Consider the following 22,715-nt stretch of genomic DNA (forward strand, 5'->3'; position numbering starts at 1 on the left):
CGCGACGCAGTTCGATCACGACGCGCATACCGTCCTTGTCGGACTCGTCGCGCAGTTCGGTGATGCCTTCCAGCTTCTTCTCTTTAACCAGCTCGGCGATCTTCTCGATCAGACGCGCCTTGTTCAACTGGTAAGGGAGTTCGGTAATAACGATCTGCTGACGGCCACCGACCTTGTCGATGTCTTCAATGATCGAGCGGGCGCGCATGTAAATACGCCCGCGACCGGTGCGGTAGGCTTCGATGATACCGGCGCGACCGTTGATGATCGCGGCGGTCGGGAAGTCCGGACCGGGGATGTATTGCATCAGTTCATCGACGGTCAGCTCAGGGTTGTCGATGAGCGCCAGGCAACCGTCGATGACTTCACCGAGGTTGTGCGGCGGGATGTTGGTCGCCATGCCCACGGCGATACCGCTGGAGCCGTTGACCAGCAGGTTGGGGATACGGGTCGGCATGACCGCCGGGATCATTTCGGTGCCGTCGTAGTTCGGCACCCAGTCCACGGTTTCTTTGTGCAGGTCAGCCAGCAGCTCGTGCGCCAGCTTGGTCATGCGCACTTCGGTGTATCGCATCGCCGCAGCGTTGTCGCCGTCGACCGAACCGAAGTTGCCCTGACCGTCTACCAGCAGGTAGCGCAGGGAGAAAGGCTGGGCCATACGAACGATGGTGTAGTACACCGCAGTATCACCGTGCGGGTGATACTTACCGATCACGTCGCCGACAACACGGGCAGATTTCTTGTACGGCTTGTTGTAGTCGTTACCCAGCTCGCTCATCGCGAACAGTACGCGACGGTGCACGGGCTTGAGGCCATCGCGCGCATCCGGCAGTGCACGGCCGACGATTACGCTCATCGCGTAGTCGAGGTAGGACTGCTTCAGCTCGTCTTCGATATTGACCGGGAGGATTTCTTTGGCCAGTTCGCCCATGAGAAGCCTGATTCCTTTTTCTGGTGAAACTTCGTCATATCCATATGGGACCAACGAAGCTCGTCGGGGCCGGCCGAGTGCCATGCGCCGACTTACGACAAATCAACATTGGAGCGTGGATTTGCGCAGTAAAGACAGCTTCGTGAAGCTGCCTCGGAAAACGCCGGATGTTATCACAAAGGCCGCCACGCACCTATCCCCCAGATGCGCATGGAGCATAGTTAGTTGACCGGTGACAGGCTTAACGGGGACGAGAGAGGCTTAGAGCTTCTTTGAATGCAGAAATGGGGCTCGGTTTAACGATGTTTATTGACTTTTTGGGGTGCGCACACCTGTAGGAGCTGCCGAAGGCTGCGATCTTTTGACTTTGTCTTCTAAAAACAAAGTCAAAAGATCGCAGCCTTCGGCAGCTCCTACATTGAGTGTCACCGCATCAATGCAGGCGTTTGCGGCACATCAACTGGGCCATTTTCGCGGTATCCGGGCGCTCGACGATGCCTTTCTCGGTGACGATCGCGTCGATCAGATCCGCCGGCGTCACGTCAAACACCGGGTTGAACGCTTCAACGTCGGCACCGACGCGCTTGCCGCCGACTTCCAGCAACTCGGCGCCATCGCGCTCTTCGATCGGGATGTCGTCGCCGCTGGCAAGGTTCATGTCGATGGTCGAACTCGGCGCCACCACCATGAAACGCACGCCGTGGTGCATGGCGTTGACCGCCAGTTGATAGGTGCCGATCTTGTTCGCCACGTCACCATTGGCAGTGATGCGGTCGGCGCCCACGATCACCCAGGTCACACCTTTGGTTTTCATGATGTGTGCAGCAGCGGAGTCGGCGTTCAGGGTCACCGGAATGCCTTCGTTGGCCAGTTCCCACGCGGTCAAACGCGAGCCTTGCAGCCACGGACGGGTTTCGTCGGCGTAAACGCGCTCGACCATGCCTTCAATAAAGGCTGCGCGAATCACACCCAGCGCGGTACCGAAACCGCCTGTGGCCAGCGCGCCAGTGTTGCAATGGGTCAGAATCGCCTGAGCATTGCCCTGATGCTTGCGGATCAGGTCGACGCCGAGCTGCGCCATCGTCAGGTTGGCTTCACGGTCGCTTTCATGAATAGCGATCGCCTCGGCTTCCAGCGCCGCCAACGGATCGGCGTTTTCTCTCACGCGATCCAGGCGATCGTGCATACGGCCGAGCGCCCAGAACAAATTGACCGCAGTCGGACGGGAATCAGCCAGCAAGGCGAAATCCTCTTCCAGCGCCGCGTACCAGTCGCCACCTTCAGCGATCCGCGCACGCGCGGCGAGCACGATGCCATAGGCCGCACTGATGCCGATGGCCGGCGCGCCACGCACCACCATCGAGCGAATCGCCTCGGCCACGCCGGCGGCGCTGGTGTAGGCAATCCACGTTTCTTCAAACGGCAAAATACGCTGATCCAGCAGGTGCAGCGCGCCGTCTCGCCAATCGATGGCCTTCACTTTCTCCGCAGCCAACAGTCGATCGCGCATCCCACACCCCGCACTCATGAACAAAAGCCGCCGATTATAGCGATCCCCCCGCGAAGACGCTCGGGTATACTTCGCCATCCTTTACAAAAGCACTGGAACCGACCCTCGATGCCGAAACCTGCCATTGCGCTCGACTTATTATTGCTGCCGACCTGGCTGGTACCCGTCGAACCCGCAGGCGTTGTGCTCAAGGAGCATGGCCTGGGCATCCGCGACGGTCGCATCGTGTTTATCGGCCCGCGCGCCGAAGCATTGAAGTGTAACGCCAGCGAAGTCCGCGAATTGCCGGATGTACTGCTCGCCCCCGGCCTGATCAATGCGCACGGCCACGCGGCGATGACGTTGTTCCGCGGCCTGGCCGATGATCTGCCGCTGATGACCTGGCTGGAAAACCACATCTGGCCGGCCGAAGCGAAATGGGTCGATGAAGATTTCGTCCGCGACGGCACCGATCTGGCCATCGCCGAGCAGATCAAGGGTGGCATCACTTGCTTCTCGGACATGTACTTCTTCCCGAAAGTCGCCAGCGAGCGCGTGCACAACAGCGGCATTCGCGCGCAAATCGCCATTCCAATCCTCGATTTCCCGATCCCGGGCGCGAGCAGTGCCGATGAAGCCATTCGTCAGGGCGTCGAATTGTTCGGCGACTTGAAGCATCACGAACGCATCAAGATCACCTTCGGCCCTCATGCACCGTACACCGTCGGCGACGAGAATCTGGAAAAAATCCGCGTGATTGCCGAGGAGCTCGATGCATCGATTCATATGCATGTGCACGAAACCGCGTTCGAAGTTCAGCAGTCATTGGAGAAGCTCGGCGAACGCCCGCTCGCCCGCCTCGGCCGCCTAGGCTTGCTCGGCCCGCGTTTCCAGGCCGTGCACATGACCCAGATCAGCGATGACGACCTGGCGTTGCTGGTAGAAAGCAACACCAGCGTGATCCATTGCCCGGAATCCAACCTCAAACTGGCCAGCGGCTTCTGCCCGGTCGAGCGTTTGTGGCAGGCTGGGGTGAACGTTGCGGTCGGCACCGATGGCGCAGCGAGCAACAATGATCTCGATTTGCTCGGTGAAACCCGCACTGCTGCGCTGTTGGCGAAAGCCGTCGCCGGTTCGGCCACCGCGCTCGACGCCCATCGTGCGCTGCGCATGGCCACGCTGAATGGCGCGCGGGCACTGGGGATCGAAGCGCAAGTGGGTTCGCTGGAAATCGGCAAAGCCGCCGACATCGTCGCTTTCGATCTGTCCGGCCTGGCCCAGCAACCGGTGTATGACCCGGTGTCGCAGCTTATATACGCCACCGGCCGCGACTGCGTGAAACATCTGTGGGTCGCCGGCAAACAACTGCTCGACGACCGCCGCCTGACGCGACTGGACGAAGCACAACTGGGCGCCACCGCCCGGGCCTGGGGCCAGCGCATCAGCGGCCACAAAGAATCGTAAAAACCCCGGAACACAAACCGGGGCTACAACCTTTTTCAAGTTTTAGAGGATTTAACATGAGCAACGTCGACCACGCCGAAATCGCCAAATTCGAAGCCCTGGCCCATCGCTGGTGGGATCGTGAAAGCGAATTCAAACCGCTGCACGACATTAACCCGCTGCGCGTCAACTGGATCGACGAGCGGGTCAATCTGGCCGGCAAGAAAGTCCTCGACGTCGGTTGCGGCGGCGGCATCCTCAGCGAAGCCATGGCCCAACGTGGCGCCACCGTGATGGGCATCGACATGGGCGAAGCGCCGCTAGCGGTCGCGCAACTGCATCAGCTGGAATCCGGCGTCAACGTCGAATACCGCCAGATCACTGCCGAAGACCTCGCTGAAGAAATGCCTGAGCAGTTCGACGTAGTGACCTGCCTTGAAATGCTCGAGCACGTGCCGGATCCATCCTCGGTGATCCGTGCCTGCTTCCGCATGGTCAAACCGGGCGGCCAGGTGTTCTTCTCGACCATCAACCGTAATCCGAAGGCGTACTTGTTCGCCATCGTCGGCGCTGAATACATCATGAAGTTGCTGCCGCGCGGCACCCACGACTTCAAGAAATTCATCCGCCCGTCCGAGCTCGGCGCCTGGAGCCGCATGGCCGGCCTGACCGTGAAGGACATCATCGGACTGACCTACAACCCGCTGACCAAACACTACAAACTGGCCAGCGACGTTGACGTCAACTACATGATCCAGACCCTGCGCGAGGAGTAAGCCGATGGCCATCAGAGCGGTTCTCTTCGACATGGACGGCACCCTGCTCGACACGGCGCCGGACTTCATCGCCATCTGCCAGGCAATGCGCGCCGATCGCGGCCTGCCGCCGATCAACGACAAGCACATTCGCGACGAGATTTCCGGCGGCGCCAAAGCCATGGTCGCGGTGACGTTCTCGATGGATCCGGAATCGCCGGGCTTCGAGGAATTGCGCCTTGAGTTCCTTGAGCGCTATCTGGTCGGCTGCGCCGTACACAGCAAGCTGTTCGACGGCATGGGCGAACTGCTCGCCGACATCGAAAAGGCCAACCTGATCTGGGGCGTGGTGACCAACAAGCCGCTGCGCTTTGCTGAACCGATCATGCAGCAGTTGGGGCTGGCCGAACGTTCGGCGCTACTGATCTGCCCGGATCACGTGAAAAACAGCAAGCCGGATCCGGAGCCATTGATCCTCGCGTGCAAGATGCTTGATCTGGATCCATCGACGGTTTTGTTTGTGGGCGATGATCTGCGCGACATCGAATCGGGGCGCGACGCCGGCACGAAAACCGCGGCGGTGACGTTTGGCTACATCCACCCGGACGACAACCCGCGGCATTGGGGCGCGGACGTGGTGGTGGATCATCCGTCGGAGTTGCGCAAGGTGCTCGATAGCGCGCTCTGCAGCTGCTGATCAAGGTCAAAAGATCGCAGCCTGCGGCAGCTCCTACAGATATTTACTGCCCTGTAGGAGCTGCCGCAGGCTGCGATCTTTTAGCTATTAATGGATTGTGAGGTTTTTATGTTTGATTACTCCGCTCGTCCCGAATTGCTCAAGGATCGGGTCATTCTGGTCACCGGTGCCGGGCGTGGCATTGGCGCGGCTGCGGCGAAAACCTACGCCGCTCACGGCGCGACCGTGCTGCTGCTGGGCAAGACCGAAGCCAATCTGACGCAGATCTACGACGAGATCGAAGCGGCGGGCCATCCGCAGCCGGCAGTGATTCCGTTCAACCTCGAAACCGCCCTGCCCCATCAATACGATGAACTGGCAGCGATGATCGAAGCTGAATTCGGCCACCTCGACGGTCTGCTGCACAACGCCTCGATCATCGGCCCGCGCACGCCGATCGAGCAGTTGTCCGGCGAGAATTTCATGCGCGTCATGCAGATCAACGTCAACGCCATGTTCATGCTGACCAGCACCCTGCTGCCGCTGCTCAAGCTGTCGCAGGATGCTTCTGTTGTCTTTACCTCCAGCAGCGTCGGTCGTAAGGGCCGCGCCTATTGGGGCGCTTATGGCGTGTCGAAGTTTGCCACCGAAGGTTTGATGCAAACCCTTGCCGACGAACTCGAAACCGTGGCGCCGGTGCGCTCCAACAGCATCAACCCCGGCGCCACTCGCACCAGCATGCGTGCTCAGGCGTATCCGGGGGAAAACCCGCTGAACAACCCGACGCCAGAGGAGATCATGCCGGTCTATCTGTATCTGATGGGCCCGGACAGCACCGGCATCAACGGCCAGGCTTTCAACGCTCAGTAGTGCCATACGTCGGCTTTGTTGCCGCGGCGGATTCCCGTCGCGGCCAACATTTGCCGCTCGCGGCCGTCACAATTTAGTCAATTATCCAGCGCGAACTTTCCCCGCAAGCTCGCAAGCCATTGAATAAAAACGGTTTTAACAAATATGAACCGAATGGCACGACTTTCGCTCTAATTTTCCTCAAAGCAAGCCGCGTGAAGGCAATGGGGCGAGGCCGATTTCGATAGCTTACTAATCGTCATCAGGCAGACTAAACTTACGCCAAACGTCCTACGGGACTGATGGATCAGTATGACGCGCAGCCCATAGCCGCTCTCACCCAGCCTGTAAGACAGACTTACTGCTAAGGGTTCACGCCATATGAAATCACCCTCCCAGACCAATGCAATTGACTTCGACAGCGCCAAATTGCAACGCCTGGGCTTCGGTCAACTGCCTCCCTTGCTGGAGCGACCGACCAGTCTTGCGCAGCTGCGCCAGCAACTGAGCCTGCAACTGCAAACCAGTCTTGAACCGCAGCGTATCCTCGGGCTGTTTTTCCGTGAGGTTCAACGCCTCGTGCCGCTGGACGCCTTGAGCTACGTGCATCAGGGCAGCGACCTGCGGCTGGAGTTCGGCGCTCGCGGTCACCATTCGGTCAGCTACAGCTTGAGCCACGAAGGCGAGCACATGGGCGAACTGGTGTTCCGCCGCAATCAGCGTTTCAACGAACAGGATCAGGGCAACCTCGAATCACTGCTGTCGTCGCTGCTGTATCCGATGCGCAACGCCCTGCTCTACCGCGCCGCGACGCAAAGTGCTCTGCGAGATCCGCTGACCGGCGCCGGCAACCGCATTGCCATGGAGCAGACCCTGCAACGCGAGATCGACATGTCGCGCCGGCACGGGCAGCCACTGTCTGTGTTGATGCTGGATATCGACCACTTCAAACGCGTCAACGACAGCCATGGGCACAGCGCCGGTGATGACGTGCTCAAAGCCGTGGCGGCGTCGATCAAGGGTCAGTTGCGCAACGTCGACATGGTCTTTCGTTATGGCGGTGAAGAGTTTTTGATTCTGCTGTCGAACACCAGCCGCGAGGCGGCGGCGATGGTTGGCGAGCGACTGCGTTATGCAGCGCAGGCTGCCGAGTATTACGCGGATGGCCAGTTGATCGAGTTGACGGTGAGTCTGGGCTGCTCGACGCTGCTGCCGGGGGAATCGGCGGAGAGCCTGTTGCGCCGCGCGGACAGTGCGCTGTATGTGGCCAAGCGCGAAGGTCGTAACCGCTTGGCAATGGCGGGTTAAGCCCTCCGGACACCCCCAAATCAAATGTAGGAGCGAGCCTGCTCGCGATGCGATCTGACATTCAACAATGATGTTGACTGACAGTCCGCAATCGCGAGCAGGCTCACTCCTACATTTTTTTACGCGGTGTTAGCCGGAATCAGCTCTCGACTACCGCCCTGCGCTCACGGCTTACAAGCAATCGCTCGGACGTTTCCAGTTGCATGCACCGTTCGAGGAACAGGTACATATAGTCGTAGCTCTTGCACACCGCCTGACGCAGCTCGGTCTGCAAGGCCTTGCTCGGGTTCATCCCCGCCAGCGTGCAGATGATCTCCAGCGCTTCCCATGGATGCGCATCATCGTACTGCGCATGCATCTTCAGCCACTTCATCGCGCGCTTGCGATCCTCTTCCGGGAACGCGGCGGCGTAAACGCCCGTGGAGCACACCACCGCTGACCACTCACCCGTTGCGCCTTCAATTGCATAGTTAGTGGCGGCAATGGCCACGATCAGCGAATCGGCGGAACTGGTGTGCCAGCACCAATGACTCAAGGCATGCAATTCCGGCGGCACTTGTTGTGCTTGCAGGTCTTCGAGACTGACACCGTGCGCGCGACTCCAGTGCACCCAATAATCGGCGTGGTTGAGTTCGACGCGGATATTGCGCATCAACCAGCGCCGCGCCATGTCTTCACCCGGATGCCGGGCGAACTTGGTTTTGGTCAGGTTCTGCGCCATGTACAACGCGAACTGCTCAACTACCGGCCAGCCCCCGACAAGGTACTGACGCATGGTTTTTGCGCTGAGCTTGTTATCACGCATGCGCAGATACAACTCATGTTCGACAACCCGGCGCTTGCTCTCGCTGCAATCCTCAATGAGCTGTTGTGCCCAGGCAGGATAACTTGCAGCTTCCATGAGTGGTCCGGTTCGGTTGAATGTGTCGATCACTGTTCGGCTCCTTTTGATTTGTGATTATAAGGATCGGCAAGAGATTTCAACGGAACGTGCCAGGCGCTTTGAATAACAGCGGCTGCGGTCTGGCGGGCCGACTTTGCAAACTGTCACAGGTAAACAACTGCGGACGCTCAATAACGTAACCCTGAGCGTAATCAACTCCGATCTCAAGCAAGGCTTGTTCGATCTGGGTTGTTTCAACAAATTCGGCAATTGTCTGCTTACCCATGACATGCCCGATGTGATTGATCACTTCGACCATTGCGCGGTTAATCGGGTCGTCCAGCATATCCTTTACGAAACTCCCGTCGATCTTCAGGAAGTCTACAGGTAAATGTTTCAAGTAAGCGAATGAAGACATTCCGGCACAAAAGTCATCCAGCGAAAAGTAACAACCTAAGCCTTTGAGTTCATTAATAAAACGTATTGCACTGCCTAAATTTGAAATAGCACTGGTTTCTGTAATTTCAAAACAAATCATTTCAGGCGGGATGGCATAGTTAACAAACTGTTCCCGCAGGAAGTGCAAAAACGCGTCATCTCCTATAGTAATGCCTGACAGATTAATCGCACACATCGCCAACGGGCCTTCATGTTCTTCTGCAATACATTGAGCAATAACCTTAAATACGTTTTGCACAACCCAACGATCTAACTGACTCATCAATCCATAACGTTCAGCGGCCGGAATGAAACTGTCCGGAAGAATCATCCGGCCGGATTCATCATGCAGGCGCAGCAAAATTTCGATGTGCGCGCGGCCATCCTGAATGCCGCCCAGCGGGGCGATTTCCTGGGCGTACAGGCAGAAACGGTTTTCCTCCAGTGCCATGTGCAAGCGTTGCACCCAGGCCATCTCGCCGAAGCGCAGGGACAGCTCGGAATCGTCGGCGTGATAGACCTGCACCCGATTGCGGCCCTTTTCCTTGGCCATGTAGCAGGCCATGTCGGCGGCGCGCAGCGACGCTTCGAGGGTGGTCGGCGTCTGACCGACATGCACCAGGCCGATACTGACGGTGGTCAGAAATGGACGGCCTTTCCACACGAAATGCAGGTTCTGCACGGTCTGGCGCAGGCTGTCGGCAATCTTCTCCGCTGCTTCCAGCGCGCAGTTCTCCAGCAAGATCCCGAACTCATCACCACCCAGCCGCGCCAGGGTGTCGCCCTCGCGCAGGCCTGATTGCAGCAACGCGCAGATATGCCGCAACAACTCATCGCCCGCCGCGTGACCGCAGGTGTCGTTGACCAGTTTGAACTGGTCGAGATCGAGGAACATCAGCGCATGTCGCCCGCCCTGCCGCGAGAGATTGTGCAGGGCTTGCTCCAGGCGATATTCGAACTCGCGGCGGTTGGCCAGCCCGGTCAGCGCATCGTGGGTTGCCTGCCACGACAGATTGGCGATGTACTGCCGCTCCTGGGTCATGTCGTGCAACACCAGCACCGTGCCGCTGACTTTGCCGGCATTGCGGATTGGCGCGCCGACCAGCGTCACCGACACCGTGCTGCCGTCGAGTCGCTGAATCAGTTTGGAGTGTTCGCTGCCACCACTGAGCTGGCCGCTGAGAATGTGTTCGATCAGCGTCAGCCCTTCGGCCTGCGCGTTGTCATCGAGCAAATTGAACAAGGCCGCCAACGGCAAGCCGGCAGCCTGCTCGGCTTTCCAGTGGGTCAGGGCCTCGGCAGCCGGGTTCATATAGTCGATAGCGCCGTCGACATCCGTTGTGATCACGCCGTCGCCAATCGAATGCAGCGTGACATGCGCACGATCTTTTTCCAGTTGCAGGGCTTCGGCAAACGCGTGGCGTTGTTTGAGCAACTTGCGGGTGCGCAACAGCGCCAGCACGATCAACCCCAGCGCGGTGGCGAGGTTGGTGAACAGCAACAGCCGCAGAATCACCCGCGAGCCTTCACCCAAGGCATCACTGAACGCTTTGGCCGCCGGCGTCACGCCGTCGTTGATATCAAAAATCTGCGCTTTCCAGAGGCGAACATCAGCATCGGACGCGGTGTTCTCGGTGATGCTGTGGTGCATCTCGCGAGCCACGTTATCCAGCTCCACCAGATAGGCATCGCCCACCGTCCAGCGGTCGATCGCCCTTTCCAGATAACTGAAATGACGAAAATTGAGGTACAGCCAGATCAGGCTGGAGACGTCATCCGGATGGTTGCCACCCTTGAGAATGCCTTCACGCGCGGATTCCAGATCCGGTGGCTGACGATCCAGGGCGACGCGCAATTGATGACCGCCCTGCGGCACGGCAATGGCGTCCTGATACTTGAGGAAGATCGCCTCGTCACGGCTGTCGGCGTACAGGTTGAGGTAATAAATAGCGTCTTTCTGACCTTTCGACCACAGGCTCTCGCCCGCCACGTAACCACGCACGGCCGACAGGACATAAAGACTCACACCGCCCAATAACGCCTGAAACAACACGACGGCAATGAAAGGCCAGACGATGCCCAACAAACGTGGCGTTCCGAGCGTCCGCTTTTGCTTCATGGGATCCCTTGTATGGCACTGCCTGATCATCCCTTCCGATCAGACCACCTTCCTAGACTAGGAGGCGATCCCGGTTAGGGCAAGCGGCGGATCAGCCTCAGTGCAGTACGGCGGCGCAGGTATATATATGTACCGCCACGGCAACCTCGATACCCGATTTACTCAGCACTTCAGGTTTCCCCTTCTGTGGGAGGAACCCTTCGCAAGGAGTGCGACATGACATTAACCTCTTTAGCTGCACCCGACACGGCAGAATCGATCGCCAGACAGGCGCTGGGGCTGGATGGCGCCGTGAATATCGATGCGTTGATTGCCCGCCCGACCGCCCGCGATTACAAACGTCACAAAGCACATTTACGTGGGAGATCCGCGCTCGCGCAGTCACTGACCATCGATGCATACAACGCGCAACGGATGGATGAGCGAATCTACGACACCGTCAAAGACTTCATGAAGTCGAGTCCGCAATTGATCCGCCGTTTGGCCAGCGACGTGATGTATCGCGCATCCAGTGACGACGTACGCGCAACCCCCTCGGTGTTTCTCCAGCGAATACTCGACTCTGCCCCCTCACAGGATCTGACCGACCGCCTGCTGAAGACACTCAAGTGGTATGGCGCGCTACCGGGCGAAAAGACGGCCCCGTCGGTGCGCTATCAACTGCTCTGCAAAGCCATCTGCCTTTACCTGCACAAGCCAATGGCCGATGAGCCACAGGTGCTCGCCGGTTTCGACTGGCAAGCACCCGCCCACTGGGGCAAGAGTTACCAGACTTTGCACGATGACTTTGAACAGCACCTGCAACGCAGCCTTCGTGCGGCCGACTGCAAAGAGGCGATCATCCTGGCGCGGATCTCCCGGAACCGACTCTCCGGGGATTTTGCAGTCAGCGATGTGCCGTCCGAGTTGCGTTATAAAAGCTCGGTGGTGTGGGTCAACTTCATGCATGGCGTACTGCTTGCCGAGGCGTTGGAGCTGAATCGCGCCCACCCGCTGTCTTTTCAGACAATGGTGAATTTGCCTTTGCAACACAGTGACGGCGCTGCTCCCGAACAACTTGAACTCATCGCCAGATTACGGCTTGGCCCCGCACTGGAATGGGCGGTGTGCATGGGATTTGTTGAGTCGCGAGATGCCCAAGATTACAGCGAGGAAGACATCGAACGAGCGATGACGGCGCTGGAGGTTCACAGCGCAAGTTTGAACACGGCCGTGATGACGCTGGAAGAACCCACTCCTGAAAGGCTGAAGATGGCCAGACAGATCAAAAACGACCAGTTCGGCCCCTATGCACTGGAGTCCGTCGGCCCCAGATTTTTCCCCCTTGAGCCACCTGCGTCGTTGTCTTTCAAGGATATGCCGACGGTGAAGCTAACCAGCTACGCCTTTCTCGACCTCTACGCTGACGACCAGTTTGAAAACGAAAAGAGATGGGGCGTTACCGAGGCCGATGGCAAGACGCGCACGAGCACAACGTTTCGAATCGACAAGAACCGACGCTGCCATCTCGAGCGCAAAGATGCTGCGGGGGATTACCGACCCTATTTTTCCGGGGGGGTCATTCCCAATGGCAAGTCATTGCCGAATATCAACACAGCATTCGAATCCGCCTTCGACCGCTATCTGACGACCGCCACCAAGGCCTATCAAACCCTGATCGCCAGCCTGCTGACTTCCCTGCCCCTCGTTGAACGCATAGCCATTTCACAGGGCGATGTCGAGGTGTTGCGTCTACGAATACCGATCAAACAGGATGGACAATCCACAGACACAAAGGCCAGAAAGGGCTTCCTGCTCAAGGTAAGCAAGGACGACGAGATCAGTTACTACGAAGTCATTCCCAGCGCAGGCCTTATTTGTTTACGACCCGGTTTGAGATTTTCCACCGTCGCGGGCGTCCGCACCGAATTTCCTTTGCACGCGATCATCCCCAACCAAACCTATTCGCCCGAACACAACCTCAGCACTTCGCTGTTGATCGACGACAAAGCGCATTTCCATGGATCGACACCTGCGCAACGCGCTTATTGCATCGGGTATTTCGATCGCGTAGCGCATCTACCGTCAGCGGACGCAGTCCCATCAGGCAGTCAACCGGCAGCGCTGATGGCGCGCCTGAATGAAGTCGCCAATTACATCGCTTCGAAGTTTCTCTACGTCGATGAACAGCAGATGCGCATCGATGCCCGGGGCATGAGCGCTTTCGACATCCTCAGGGCCGAAGGCGAGAGCCGCCGGGAAACACTAGTAGCAGTGGTCAAAGGATTCGTGCCTTTCTGGGGCAGCCTTGATGATCTGCTGGCAGACAATGCTGACAGCAAGGTACTGGGCGGCGTCGGGCTGCTATTGGATCTGGCCTCGTTTCTTTGCCCTATCGGCAAGTTCATGTCAGGGTCAATTCGTTTGATCAAGGCTGCATCTGGCACGGCGCGCATGACCGTCAAAGCCAGCCTGCCGGCCTTTTCGACGCTGACTCGCAAGCTGTTGCTGTCTTCGGTGAAAAACCTCAACCCGCTGGATGGCATTCCGTCGCTACTCAAAGGTGTCGGAAAAGGCCTGCTCGTCGCCGGTCACGCGGGCGTAGCGGGCATCAGAACGCTGAGCGACGTTGCGAACTTCCGACTGTTTCGCAACCTGCCGCAAGCAATCGATGCCGGCCAATGGAAAGCGCTGAACCCAAACGACCAATTGGCCACGATCAATGGCATTGACGACGTGCTCGTGCGCCATACCCGGTCAACGGATTCAAAACGACTGCATCTGGTCGACCCTGCAACGTCATTGCCCTACGGCCCACGCTTGCATAACAACCGACAGCTCATCCTCGGCAGATCGACTTTCAAGGCGTTGCCGCCGACCGAAAACCACGCGCTGGCAGTCTTACCGGAGCACGCCCGCGTCCGGGAAATATTCGAGACTGATGGGCGCACCACGCTGTTGGTCGATGACATCCCATACCGTCTCGACGGCGACCAACTGCGCCGCGCCGATTTGATTGATGACCAACCGATGTACAAAGCGTTGCCTTGCCGGGTCAAGCGCGCCGGGGACGAATTCTGCAAAACGCGTTATGTCACCCGTGAACCGGCACCCACCCCGGCCGTTGGCAGTTTTGACCTGAGCAAGGGCTGGGCACCGTGGTTTGGGGACAGCATTTACACGCCAGCGATTGCCGCGCAATCACTGCGACTGAAGCCCCTGAAAGTAAATACTCAGCACCCGGCGACACTGGTATTTCAAAAAGGCATTTACGCAAGAATCAATGTAGAGATCCCCTTTGGAGCGCGGAATCGGATTGATACCTACGAAACCGGGGCAATCGTCGTGCCTGCCATCGACGGTTCAAAGCATTACGTATTCACTCGACTGGGCGCCGGAAATTTCTTTTTCGCCGATCTCCCTTCCGGGCAAAGTCTTTCCACTCCACTGACCTTGCGCAACGCTGACGCCTTGCCAATGGATCTCAGAGACGAACTGACGACGGTCTACACCGGCTCGCTGAATGCCAACAACATGGCACGGATCTACGGCATCGCAGCCGTGGAGCGGGCATTGAACGCGATGGAAGAAATCGCCATTCCAATTGGCGGTCTCACCCACCCGCCCGATTCGTTGCGACTGATCAAAGTCGACACCAGCCCGGGGGAAGCGGTTCTTTTCGACCATTCCACACGAATGATTGTCAGGCATTCCAGCGACGGTGCCGCGACCTGGTCACTGTCCCGAGCAGCATCGGACTATATTCGACAGACCACGGCACGGGTGTTCAATGCATTGTTCGAGAAATCCGTGATCACCGTTGATTCAACCCCGGGCGGAGCGAAAGCGCTGAAGATCGACAACACCATGCAGCAACTGCAACACCTGATCAGCCAGCGCAACGGGAAAAAATTGCACAGCCCGCGGAACATCGCGTTCGCTGAAATCAGCACGCAAAACGGCACCCGGGAAGTGTATGTCAGCGTTTCCGGGCAACAAGGCGACACAGCCTTTCTGCCTCTGTTTGCGCGCCATCAAAACTCCGCTCAAGTAACGCTTGGTGACACGACATACATCAACATTGATCATGCGAGCAGGTTCTCTGCGACCTCGCTCAGCGTCTCTGACTCCGGAAAGATCCGCGCGATTCCGCACACTATCGACAACATTGAGACCTATTCGCCCGCCCTGACCGCGCGGCCGACCTCACTGGATACCGAGAGCAAGCTCATCCGCGTGATCCGCAGCAAATACCCCGATCCGCAAACGCTGGACTCAATAACGATCGCCACGACAATGGCACCGTGCGATTCCTGCGCGGTGGTGATGAAGCAGTTTGGTTATGAAGGCGGGCCGGAGGCGATGAACGTGCTCTGGAAGTAAGCACTCAGTGGCGCTGCAAATGCCCATAGAGCTTGGCGTACAAACCACCATCGGCGATCAATTGTTGATGGTCGCCGTCTTCAGCCACTTGCCCGCCGTCGAACACCAGCACGCGATCGGCCTGCTTCACCGCTGACAAACGGTGGGCAATGATCAGCGTGGTGCGACCGTTGAGAAAGCGCGCCATGGCCTGATGCAGGTTGTATTCGGTGGCGGCATCGAGGGCCGAGGTGGCTTCGTCGAGGATCACCACTTTTGGCTCGGCGAGGATCATCCGCGCAATCGCCAAACGTTGGCGCTGACCACCGGAGAGGCGCACGCCGGAGCGGCCGACGATGCTGTCGAGGCCATCCGGCAAGGCGCGGATGGTTGCTTCGAGCTGGGCGATTTCCAGCGCCTGCCAACAGGCTTCGTCGTCGCGCGTGCGGCCCATGGTCAGGTTGGCGCGCACGGTGTCGTTGAACAGCGCCGGGTGTTGCAACACGACCGCGACGTTCTCGCGAACGGTGTCGAGGCCGATTTCCTGCTGGGTCGAACCGCCGAAACGGATGGTGCCGGACAGCGGCGTGTACAGCCCCAGCAGCAATTGCACGAGAGTACTTTTGCCGCCGCCACTGGCACCGACAATCGCGACCTTCTCACCGGGGGCAATCGACAGATCGAGCTGATCGAGCACCAGTTCATCGCCGTAACCGAAGCTCAACCCTTGCACCTGAATACCGACGGTGTCGCGACCCTTGAACGGATCGACGCCGCCGGGATACTGCGGTTCATCGGCGCGCGCCAGCAACTCGTTGATCCGCGTCAGCGCACCGCCCGCCGCATAGTAGGCGTACTGCAGGTTGAGCAGCTGTTCGACCGGGCCGATCATGAACCACAGGTAACTGAACACCGCGAGCATCTGGCCGATCGACAGGTCGGAAAACAGCACGGTGAGCATCGCCGCCGCACGGAAAATATCGATACCGAACTGAAACAACAAACCACTGGCGCGGTTGGAGGCGTCGGTTTTCCATTGCGAGTTGACCGCGTAATTGCGCACTTCCTGCGCGCGCAGGCCGAGCCTGCCGAGGAAGAATCCCTGCCGGTTGCCGGCGCGAATTTCCTGAATCGCATCGAGGGTTTCACTCAGCGCCTGAGTGAAGCGCGCGGTGCTGTCGTTCTCGAGTTTCTTCAGGTGTTTGACGCGTTTGCCCAACTGCACCGTGGCGTAAATCACCAGCGGGTTGAACAGCAAAATCAGCAGCGCCAGCTTCCAGTGCATCCACATGAGGATGCTCGCGGTGCCGACCAGGGTCAGCATCGCCACGAGGAAACGACTGAGGGTTTCGCCGACGAATTTGTCGAGGGTATCGAGATCGGTGACCAGGTGCGTGGTCACCGTGCCGCTGCCCAGACTTTCGTATTCGCCGAGGGAAATCCGCTTGAGCCGCTCGATCAGGCGCACGCGGATGCGGTAAACGATGTCCTTGGCCAGTCGCGCAAACAGCCGCGACTGCAACACGCCAAAACACAGCGAGCTGCAACGCAGAGTCAGCGTCACCACCAGCATCAGGCCGATGTAGCCTGCCGCTTGCTGCCACATGCTGGGCAACACGTGGTTCATGACTTTCAGTGCCGCATCGCCGTGGCCGAGCAAGACTTCATCGACCAGCAACGGCAGCAGCAGCGGAATCGGCACGCTGCACAGCGTCGCCAGAACAGCCACGCCGTTAGCGATCCACAGGGATTTTTTGTGTGTGAGAGCCAATCGCCGGACTTCTGCCCAGCTCAGCCGGTCGACACGCTTTACGGCTGGCGTGTCATCGGCCGGATCATGCACAGGCAGCGCGCTCCAGCCAGCGGCCGAGCAACGGCGACAGTTCGCTGAGCGGTTGATAGCCATTGGTCAGTAGCGCCAGTTGACCGTTACGCTCGGCGAGCAAGGTCGGGAACCCGGCGATGCCGAGATCCTGCACCCAATTGAAATCGGCCAAAGTGGCTTCGTGCTGATCGGCACGGTCGAAGAGCGCAGCAAATTCGATACGCGGCACGCCGGCCTGCTCGGCCAGTTCCACCAGCACGCTGGCTTGGGTGACATCACGACCTTCAGCGTAAAACGCGTGCTGGATCAGTCCGACCAGTGTCCACGCGCAATCCGGGGCCAGGCTGCGCGCGGTGACGATCGCGCGACAGGCCGGCTCTGTGTCGTAGACAAAACCGTCGGGCAACGCGCCGTCGAACCTGAACGGCTGGCCAGTAGCTTCGGTGACCGCTTGCCAGTGCTCAAGAATGTAGCGCCGCGTGGTCGGCTCCAACGCCGAGCCGCTGCCGGTGCGCAAACCGCCGACCACCAGATGCAGCTCGACCCCGGCTGCCTGCGCCTGCTCCACCAATGCCTTGGCCACTGGAGCAAAACCCCAGCACCACGAACACATCGGGTCCATCACATAGAGCAGGCGTGCAGACATGATTAAGCCTCGGTGGATGCTTGCTTATAGTTGTAGCCGATCGGGTGCGGCTGGTTGCGCGCCTTGGCCAGTTCGATCTGCTTCTGCCGGTCGATGGCGCTGCGGCGGGTCTTCTCGCTCAGCTTGTCCCAGCAATGCGGGCAACTGATGCCGGCGACGTAATGCTCGCTGGCGCGATCTTCAACGCTGACCGGTGTGCGGCAGGCATGACATTGATCGTAGTCGCCTTCGCTGAGGTCGTGGCGCACGGTCACGCGGTTGTCGAACACGAAGCAGTCACCCTGCCACTTGGTTTCTTCCTGCGGCACCTCTTCGAGGTACTTCAGAATGCCACCCTTGAGGTGGTAAACCTCTTCGTAGCCCTCGCTGAGCATGTAGCTCGAGGCTTTCTCGCAGCGAATGCCGCCGGTGCAGAACATCGCGACTTTCTTGTGCACGGCCGGGTTGAAGTGTTCTTTGATGTAGTCAGGGAATTCGCGAAAACTGGTGGTTTTCGGATCAATGGCGCCTTTGAAGGTGCCGATCGACACTTCGTAATCGTTGCGCGTATCGATCAACAGCACTTCCGGGTCGCTGATCAACGCGTTCCAGTCTTGCGGATCAACGTAGGTGCCGACCTTTTTGTTCGGGTCGACGCCTTCGACACCGAGGGTGACGATCTCTTTCTTCAGTTTGACTTTGGTGCGATAGAACGGCTGCTCGTCGCAGTACGACTCTTTGTGATCGATGTCGATCATGCGTGGGTCGTTCTTGAGCCAGGCGAGCAGGCCGTCGATGCCTTCGCGAGTGCCGGACACCGTGCCGTTGATGCCTTCTTCGGCGATCAGCAGGGTGCCTTTGATCTGGTTGTCGACCATCGCTTGCAGCAGGGGCTCGCGCAGGTTGACGTAATCTTCGAGGGTGACGAACTTATACAGTGCCGCCACGACAATCGGTTGTGTCATGGGTATTTCTCCAGGTGGCTACCCTCGCAAAGGGTGAACCGGATTCAAAAAAAAACGCGCCGGGTGAGCGGCGCGTTGCGGATTCTAGCAAAAAAGCAGCTTCAAGCGGCGAGCTTCAAGCGGCAAGCCAAAAGCGATTTGCTTCAACTTGCCGCTTGAGGCTCAAAGCTCGCAGCTGCTTCTAGTGCTTTCCTCCGGCACAGGTCGGCGATGCCGGAGCGGCGCCGGTCTCTGCCCATTCTTGCGGGGTGTAGGTGTGCAGCGCCAACGCATGGAACTCGCCCATCAGCTCGCCGAGCGTGCCGTAGACTTTCTGGTGGCGCTTGACCCGATTCAGGCCTTCGAACTGCGCGCTGACCACCACTGCCTTGAAGTGGGTCTGCAACCCGCGACTGTGCATGTGGCTTTCATCCAGCACTTGCAGATGCTCAGGCTGTAACAGGCCCAGCGTAGATTCGATGCGTTGTTGCATGCTCATCACGAACTCCGCTTACGGCTTTTTCTTGGCCGGAGCAGCGCCTTTCGGGGCCAGCTCGTTGGTCATGTCTTCCAGCAGCTTGTTGACTACCGGTACCGCGCTTTCCAGTTTGGCCTGGGTCATCTGGGCCGATTGCTGAGTCAGCTGCGGCATTTTTTCCAGGACTTTTTTACCCAGTGGCGACTGGTAGAACGCGACCAGGTCTTTCAGCTCGGATTCGCTGAAGTTGGTGGTGTACAGCTTGACCATGTCCGGCTTCAGCTTGTTCCAGCCAATGGCCTGATCCAGCGCGGCGTTGGCCTTGGCCTGATAGGTTTCCAGCACGGCTTTTTTAGCTTCAGGGGCTTTGGTCTGCTCAAAGCGCTGAGCGAACATTTGCTGCACTTGCATGTACACCGGAGTGCCCAGTTTGTCAGCGTGTGCCAGGGTCAGGAAAGCTTCGGCACTGGCGTTGTGGCTGGCGGTATCGGCAAGCACCTGGCCGCTGGCGCAAACCAGTGCAACCGCGGTACAGATGGCACGAAGACGAGTCATCGAGTTTCCTTTTAAGCAAAGCGAGGTAAAACCCCAAGGGCGACCATTCTGCGCCTAAAAATCGCTGCGGCTCAACCCCCCAAGCCTTGCCGCGCTTGATTGGCGGGGTTTTACCGGTCAACAATCGATTCGATGGAACCACCCGGGCCGAACCCGGCCTAAACTGCGCAAACAGACCAACAGGAGTGTGCACGATGAGCCGTATCGAAACCGACAGCCTGGGCCAGATCGACGTCCCGGACGATGCTTACTGGGGGGCTCAGACGCAACGCTCGCTGATCAACTTCGCCATCGGTCAGGAACGCATGCCGCTGCCGGTACTGCACGCCCTGGCCCTGATCAAGAAAGCCGCGGCACGGGTCAACGACCGCAACGGCGACCTGCCCGCCGACATCGCCCGCCTGATCGAACAGGCCGCCGACGAAGTCCTCGACGGCCAGCATGACGACCAGTTCCCGCTCGTCGTTTGGCAGACCGGCAGCGGCACCCAGAGCAACATGAACGTCAACGAGGTGATCGCCGGTCGCGCCAACGAACTGGCCGGCAATCCGCGCGGCGGCAAGACGCCGGTGCACCCGAACGATCACGTCAACCGCTCGCAAAGCTCCAACGACTGTTTCCCCACCGCCATGAGCATCGCCACCGCGCAAGCCGTGCAGGAACAACTGCTGCCGGCGATTGCCGAGCTGTCCGGAGGCCTCGCCGAACTCGCCGCGCGGCACATGAAACTGGTGAAAACCGGGCGCACGCACATGATGGACGCGACACCGATCACCTTCGGTCAGGAATTGTCCGGTTTTATCGCGCAGCTGGATTACGCCGAACGGGCGATCCGCGCCGCGCTGCCAGCGGTGTGTGAACTGGCACAGGGCGGCACAGCCGTCGGCACCGGGCTGAACTCGCCGCACGGTTTCGGTGAAGCGATTGCTGCCGAACTGGCAGCGCTGTCGGGCCTACCCTTCGTCACCGCGCCAAACAAGTTTGCCGCCCTCGCCGGCCACGAACCGCTGACCAGCCTCTCCGGCGCGCTGAAAACCCTCGCCGTGGCGCTGATGAAAATCGCCAACGACCTGCGCCTGCTCGGCTCCGGCCCACGCGCCGGTTTTGCCGAAGTGCGTCTACCCGCGAACGAACCGGGCAGCTCGATCATGCCGGGCAAGGTCAACCCGACGCAGTGCGAGGCACTGTCGATGCTGGCCTGTCAGGTGCTGGGCAACGACGTGACGATCGGCATCGCCGCCAGTCAGGGTCACTTGCAGTTGAACGTGTACAAACCGGTGATCATCCACAATCTGCTGCAATCGATTCGCCTGCTCGGCGACGGCTGCAGCAACTTCCAGCAGCACTGCATTGCCGGGCTGGAGCCGGATGCGGAAGTCATGGCACGGCATCTGGAGCGTGGGTTGATGCTGGTGACGGCGCTTAACCCGCACATTGGTTATGACAAGTCGGCGGAAATCGCCAAGAAGGCTTACAGCGAGGGGCTGACGTTGCGCGAGGCGGCGTTGGCGTTGGGCTATCTGACCGATGAAGAGTTTGATGCGTGGGTGCGGCCGGAGAATATGATTGAGGCTGGGGCCAAGGGCTAAAAACAAAAGATCGCAGCCTGCGGCAGCTCCTACATTGGAATGCGTTCTCTGTAGGAGCTGCCGCAGGCTGCGATCTTTTGATCTTCAGGCCATACGCATCCGCCGCGCCCTGAGCCCGGCAATCAACGATGGCCCCAACGCCACCAGCGCCGACCCCAACACCACCAACACCGCCCCGCCATAACCAAGCCCATTGATCTGCTCGGCATGCACGTACTCCGGCCAGATCCCCGCCGCAATCGCCACCGCGCCAAACGTTACCAACGGCGTAATCGCCAGCGTTGCACTGACCCGCGACGCCTCCCAGTGCGCCAGCGCTTCGGCAAACGCGCCATAGGCAATCAACGTATTCATGCAGCACGCCAGCAGCAACCAACCCTGCAACGGACTCAACTCCAGCGCTTCGAGCGGGTGCACCCACGGCGTCAGCAACAACGCGCAGAACAGGTAGATCACCATCATCACCTGCAACGAATTCCACACTGTCAGCAATTGCTTCTGGCCCAGCGCGTAAAACGTCCAGACCGTCGACGCCAACAACACCAACAACACGCCGGCGGTGTAATCCGACAGCGAGGTCAGCAACTCAGCCAGACGCTGATTAAAGAACAGCACAAAACCGACCAGCAGCACCAACAATCCAATGCCCTGGCCAATGCTGAAACGCTCCTTGAACACAAACAGACTGGCGATCAGCAACATGATCGGCCCCATCTGCACCACCAGTTGCGCGGTGCCGGGGCTGAGCAGGTTGAGGCCCATCAGATACAGCACGTAGTTGCCGACCAGGCCAAGTACCGCCATCAGCACCAGCCAGCCACCCTTGGGCCCCAGCACTTTGCGGCTCGGCAGGCGTTTGACCGCGGCCAGATAAATGAACAGGCAACTGCCGGACACCATCAAGCGAAACCAGGTCACCGTGACGGGATCCATCACCAGCAACACCTGTTTGAGTTTGATCGGCAGGATGCCCCACAGAAACGCGGTCAGCAGCGCCAGGAACAAGCCGTAAACCCAGCGACCGGATGAAATGTGCATGCGAACCCCAAAAGCCTGCTGACGAGTGCGCTCATTCTAGGCGTGCCGCCGGGCGCGACACAGGGACAGTTGGGGCCAGGACGTGAATGAAACTGTGCAGGTCGCAGCATTAAATTGACGCGCTGCCGTTGATCGGCTGACCGCGCGGGTTAAGTGCTTCAGGCATAAGCTGATTGGATCCCGTCCAGCGCCTCAGCCAAGGAGACCGATCATGTTAGGCATGCGCGCCCAAGACAACGCCCCCGCCACGCACTTTCGCAGCGACCGCGTGTGCCGGGTCAATGGCGAACTGTATTTCAGCACTCGGGAAAACACCCTTGAAGGGCCGTTTGAGAGTGCTGAGCAGATTGAGAAGGAAATTCAGGCTTATATTGCGCGGATGCAGGGGCTGGATTCCAACCGGATATCCGGCTGATGCCATCGCGAGCA

18 protein-coding genes are annotated in these 22,715 nt (G+C 59.0%); 8 read left to right on the forward strand and 10 right to left on the reverse strand.

All coding sequences use genetic code 11. The annotated features are described in order from the left end of the window. Positions 1-931, reverse strand: a 931-nt coding sequence (locus ACIP66_RS18610; protein WP_400649817.1) for a DNA gyrase subunit A, incomplete at its 3' end; no start/stop codon positions are given. Between the two features lie 433 nt (positions 932-1,364). Next, positions 1,365-2,441, reverse strand: coding sequence for an S-methyl-5-thioribose-1-phosphate isomerase (mtnA, locus tag ACIP66_RS18615; protein ID WP_212549005.1), 1,077 nt, complete (start codon positions 2,439-2,441; stop codon positions 1,365-1,367). A gap of 108 nt (positions 2,442-2,549) precedes the next feature. Between mtnA and ACIP66_RS18620 the strand changes: the two genes are divergently transcribed. The 5 genes from ACIP66_RS18620 to ACIP66_RS18640 all read left to right on the forward strand — a co-directional run bounded on the left by ACIP66_RS18620 (position 2,550) and on the right by ACIP66_RS18640 (position 7,451). Continuing rightward, positions 2,550-3,884, forward strand: coding sequence for a TRZ/ATZ family hydrolase (locus ACIP66_RS18620; protein WP_159811534.1), 1,335 nt, complete (start codon positions 2,550-2,552; stop codon positions 3,882-3,884). Positions 3,885-3,940: 56 nt separating this feature from the next. Continuing rightward, on the forward strand, positions 3,941-4,639 hold the full coding sequence (gene ubiG / locus ACIP66_RS18625; RefSeq protein ID WP_008079776.1) for a bifunctional 2-polyprenyl-6-hydroxyphenol methylase/3-demethylubiquinol 3-O-methyltransferase UbiG: 699 nt from the start codon (positions 3,941-3,943) through the stop codon (positions 4,637-4,639). A gap of 4 nt (positions 4,640-4,643) precedes the next feature. Next, positions 4,644-5,315, forward strand: a complete 672-nt coding sequence (gene mupP / locus ACIP66_RS18630; protein ID WP_038364376.1) for an N-acetylmuramic acid 6-phosphate phosphatase MupP — start codon at positions 4,644-4,646, stop codon at positions 5,313-5,315. 108 nt (positions 5,316-5,423) lie between these two features. Then, positions 5,424-6,164 carry a YciK family oxidoreductase gene (locus ACIP66_RS18635; protein ID WP_400649823.1) on the forward strand — a complete coding sequence of 247 codons (741 nt, stop codon included), beginning with the start codon at positions 5,424-5,426 and terminating at the stop codon, positions 6,162-6,164. A 360-nt stretch (positions 6,165-6,524) separates the two neighbouring features. Further along, complete coding sequence (locus tag ACIP66_RS18640) at positions 6,525-7,451, forward strand: GGDEF domain-containing protein (protein WP_053122473.1); 927 nt, start codon at positions 6,525-6,527, stop codon at positions 7,449-7,451. A 139-nt stretch (positions 7,452-7,590) separates the two neighbouring features. Here the strand turns inward: ACIP66_RS18640 and ACIP66_RS18645 are convergent, their stop codons facing one another. Both ACIP66_RS18645 and ACIP66_RS18650 read right to left on the reverse strand, forming a co-directional pair. Further along, complete coding sequence (locus tag ACIP66_RS18645; protein ID WP_371925881.1) at positions 7,591-8,352, reverse strand: TenA family transcriptional regulator; 762 nt, start codon at positions 8,350-8,352, stop codon at positions 7,591-7,593. Positions 8,353-8,431: 79 nt separating this feature from the next. Continuing rightward, positions 8,432-10,891: an EAL domain-containing protein gene (locus tag ACIP66_RS18650; protein WP_212543754.1), complete on the reverse strand. Its 2,460-nt coding sequence runs from the start codon at positions 10,889-10,891 to the stop codon at positions 8,432-8,434. A 216-nt stretch (positions 10,892-11,107) separates the two neighbouring features. Here ACIP66_RS18650 and ACIP66_RS18655 point away from each other — a divergent pair, with 216 nt between their 5' ends. Continuing rightward, the gene (locus ACIP66_RS18655) at positions 11,108-15,253 is read left to right on the forward strand and encodes a deaminase domain-containing protein (protein ID WP_400649826.1); all 4,146 of its coding nucleotides are present in this window, start codon (positions 11,108-11,110) and stop codon (positions 15,251-15,253) included. A gap of 4 nt (positions 15,254-15,257) precedes the next feature. On the opposite strand, the gene ACIP66_RS18660 is transcribed toward ACIP66_RS18655, so the two are convergent. The 5 genes from ACIP66_RS18660 to ACIP66_RS18680 form a co-directional block, all read right to left on the reverse strand. Beyond that, on the reverse strand, positions 15,258-17,075 hold the full coding sequence (locus ACIP66_RS18660) for an ABC transporter ATP-binding protein (protein WP_400649829.1): 1,818 nt from the start codon (positions 17,073-17,075) through the stop codon (positions 15,258-15,260). Then, entirely contained in the window at positions 17,068-17,670 is a 603-nt protein-coding gene (locus tag ACIP66_RS18665) for a DsbA family protein (RefSeq protein WP_400649870.1), read from the reverse strand. The genes ACIP66_RS18660 and ACIP66_RS18665 overlap by 8 nt, the downstream gene beginning before the upstream one ends. 35 nt (positions 17,671-17,705) lie before the next feature. Further along, positions 17,706-18,647 (reverse strand): rhodanese-related sulfurtransferase, encoded by a 942-nt coding sequence (locus ACIP66_RS18670; protein ID WP_400649832.1) that lies wholly within the window; start codon positions 18,645-18,647, stop codon positions 17,706-17,708. A 181-nt stretch (positions 18,648-18,828) separates the two neighbouring features. Beyond that, positions 18,829-19,125 carry a BolA family protein gene (locus ACIP66_RS18675; protein ID WP_400649835.1) on the reverse strand — a complete coding sequence of 99 codons (297 nt, stop codon included), beginning with the start codon at positions 19,123-19,125 and terminating at the stop codon, positions 18,829-18,831. A 12-nt stretch (positions 19,126-19,137) separates the two neighbouring features. Next, on the reverse strand, positions 19,138-19,659 hold the full coding sequence (locus ACIP66_RS18680) for a DUF2059 domain-containing protein (RefSeq protein ID WP_053122485.1): 522 nt from the start codon (positions 19,657-19,659) through the stop codon (positions 19,138-19,140). Positions 19,660-19,853: 194 nt separating this feature from the next. Between ACIP66_RS18680 and ACIP66_RS18685 the strand changes: the two genes are divergently transcribed. Then, positions 19,854-21,248: a class II fumarate hydratase gene (locus ACIP66_RS18685; RefSeq protein ID WP_053122487.1), complete on the forward strand. Its 1,395-nt coding sequence runs from the start codon at positions 19,854-19,856 to the stop codon at positions 21,246-21,248. A gap of 84 nt (positions 21,249-21,332) precedes the next feature. Here the strand turns inward: ACIP66_RS18685 and ACIP66_RS18690 are convergent, their stop codons facing one another. Next, positions 21,333-22,286, reverse strand: coding sequence for a DMT family transporter (locus tag ACIP66_RS18690; protein WP_400649840.1), 954 nt, complete (start codon positions 22,284-22,286; stop codon positions 21,333-21,335). Positions 22,287-22,497: 211 nt separating this feature from the next. Between ACIP66_RS18690 and ACIP66_RS18695 the strand changes: the two genes are divergently transcribed. Beyond that, complete coding sequence (locus tag ACIP66_RS18695) at positions 22,498-22,701, forward strand: DUF6316 family protein (protein ID WP_159811529.1); 204 nt, start codon at positions 22,498-22,500, stop codon at positions 22,699-22,701. Positions 22,702-22,715: the final 14 nt, after the last annotated feature.

Origin of the sequence: Pseudomonas sp. NPDC088429, from assembly GCF_044753305.1 — a bacterium.
GTDB lineage: Bacteria > Pseudomonadota > Gammaproteobacteria > Pseudomonadales > Pseudomonadaceae > Aquipseudomonas > Aquipseudomonas rustica.

Coding starts and splice junctions, on each gene's coding strand:
- mtnA (WP_212549005.1), bottom strand. CDS start 2,441: ATGCGCGATCGACTGTTGGCTGCGGAGAAAGTGAAGGCCATCGATTGG.
- ACIP66_RS18640 (WP_053122473.1), top strand. CDS start 6,525: ATGAAATCACCCTCCCAGACCAATGCAATTGACTTCGACAGCGCCAAA.
- ACIP66_RS18650 (WP_212543754.1), bottom strand. CDS start 10,891: ATGAAGCAAAAGCGGACGCTCGGAACGCCACGTTTGTTGGGCATCGTC.
- ubiG (WP_008079776.1), top strand. CDS start 3,941: ATGAGCAACGTCGACCACGCCGAAATCGCCAAATTCGAAGCCCTGGCC.
- ACIP66_RS18680 (WP_053122485.1), bottom strand. CDS start 19,659: ATGACTCGTCTTCGTGCCATCTGTACCGCGGTTGCACTGGTTTGCGCC.
- ACIP66_RS18695 (WP_159811529.1), top strand. CDS start 22,498: ATGTTAGGCATGCGCGCCCAAGACAACGCCCCCGCCACGCACTTTCGC.
- mupP (WP_038364376.1), top strand. CDS start 4,644: ATGGCCATCAGAGCGGTTCTCTTCGACATGGACGGCACCCTGCTCGAC.
- ACIP66_RS18690 (WP_400649840.1), bottom strand. CDS start 22,286: ATGCACATTTCATCCGGTCGCTGGGTTTACGGCTTGTTCCTGGCGCTG.
- ACIP66_RS18655 (WP_400649826.1), top strand. CDS start 11,108: ATGACATTAACCTCTTTAGCTGCACCCGACACGGCAGAATCGATCGCC.
- ACIP66_RS18685 (WP_053122487.1), top strand. CDS start 19,854: ATGAGCCGTATCGAAACCGACAGCCTGGGCCAGATCGACGTCCCGGAC.
- ACIP66_RS18620 (WP_159811534.1), top strand. CDS start 2,550: ATGCCGAAACCTGCCATTGCGCTCGACTTATTATTGCTGCCGACCTGG.
- ACIP66_RS18635 (WP_400649823.1), top strand. CDS start 5,424: ATGTTTGATTACTCCGCTCGTCCCGAATTGCTCAAGGATCGGGTCATT.
- ACIP66_RS18665 (WP_400649870.1), bottom strand. CDS start 17,670: ATGTGTTCGTGGTGCTGGGGTTTTGCTCCAGTGGCCAAGGCATTGGTG.
- ACIP66_RS18675 (WP_400649835.1), bottom strand. CDS start 19,125: ATGAGCATGCAACAACGCATCGAATCTACGCTGGGCCTGTTACAGCCT.
- ACIP66_RS18670 (WP_400649832.1), bottom strand. CDS start 18,647: ATGACACAACCGATTGTCGTGGCGGCACTGTATAAGTTCGTCACCCTC.
- ACIP66_RS18645 (WP_371925881.1), bottom strand. CDS start 8,352: ATGGAAGCTGCAAGTTATCCTGCCTGGGCACAACAGCTCATTGAGGAT.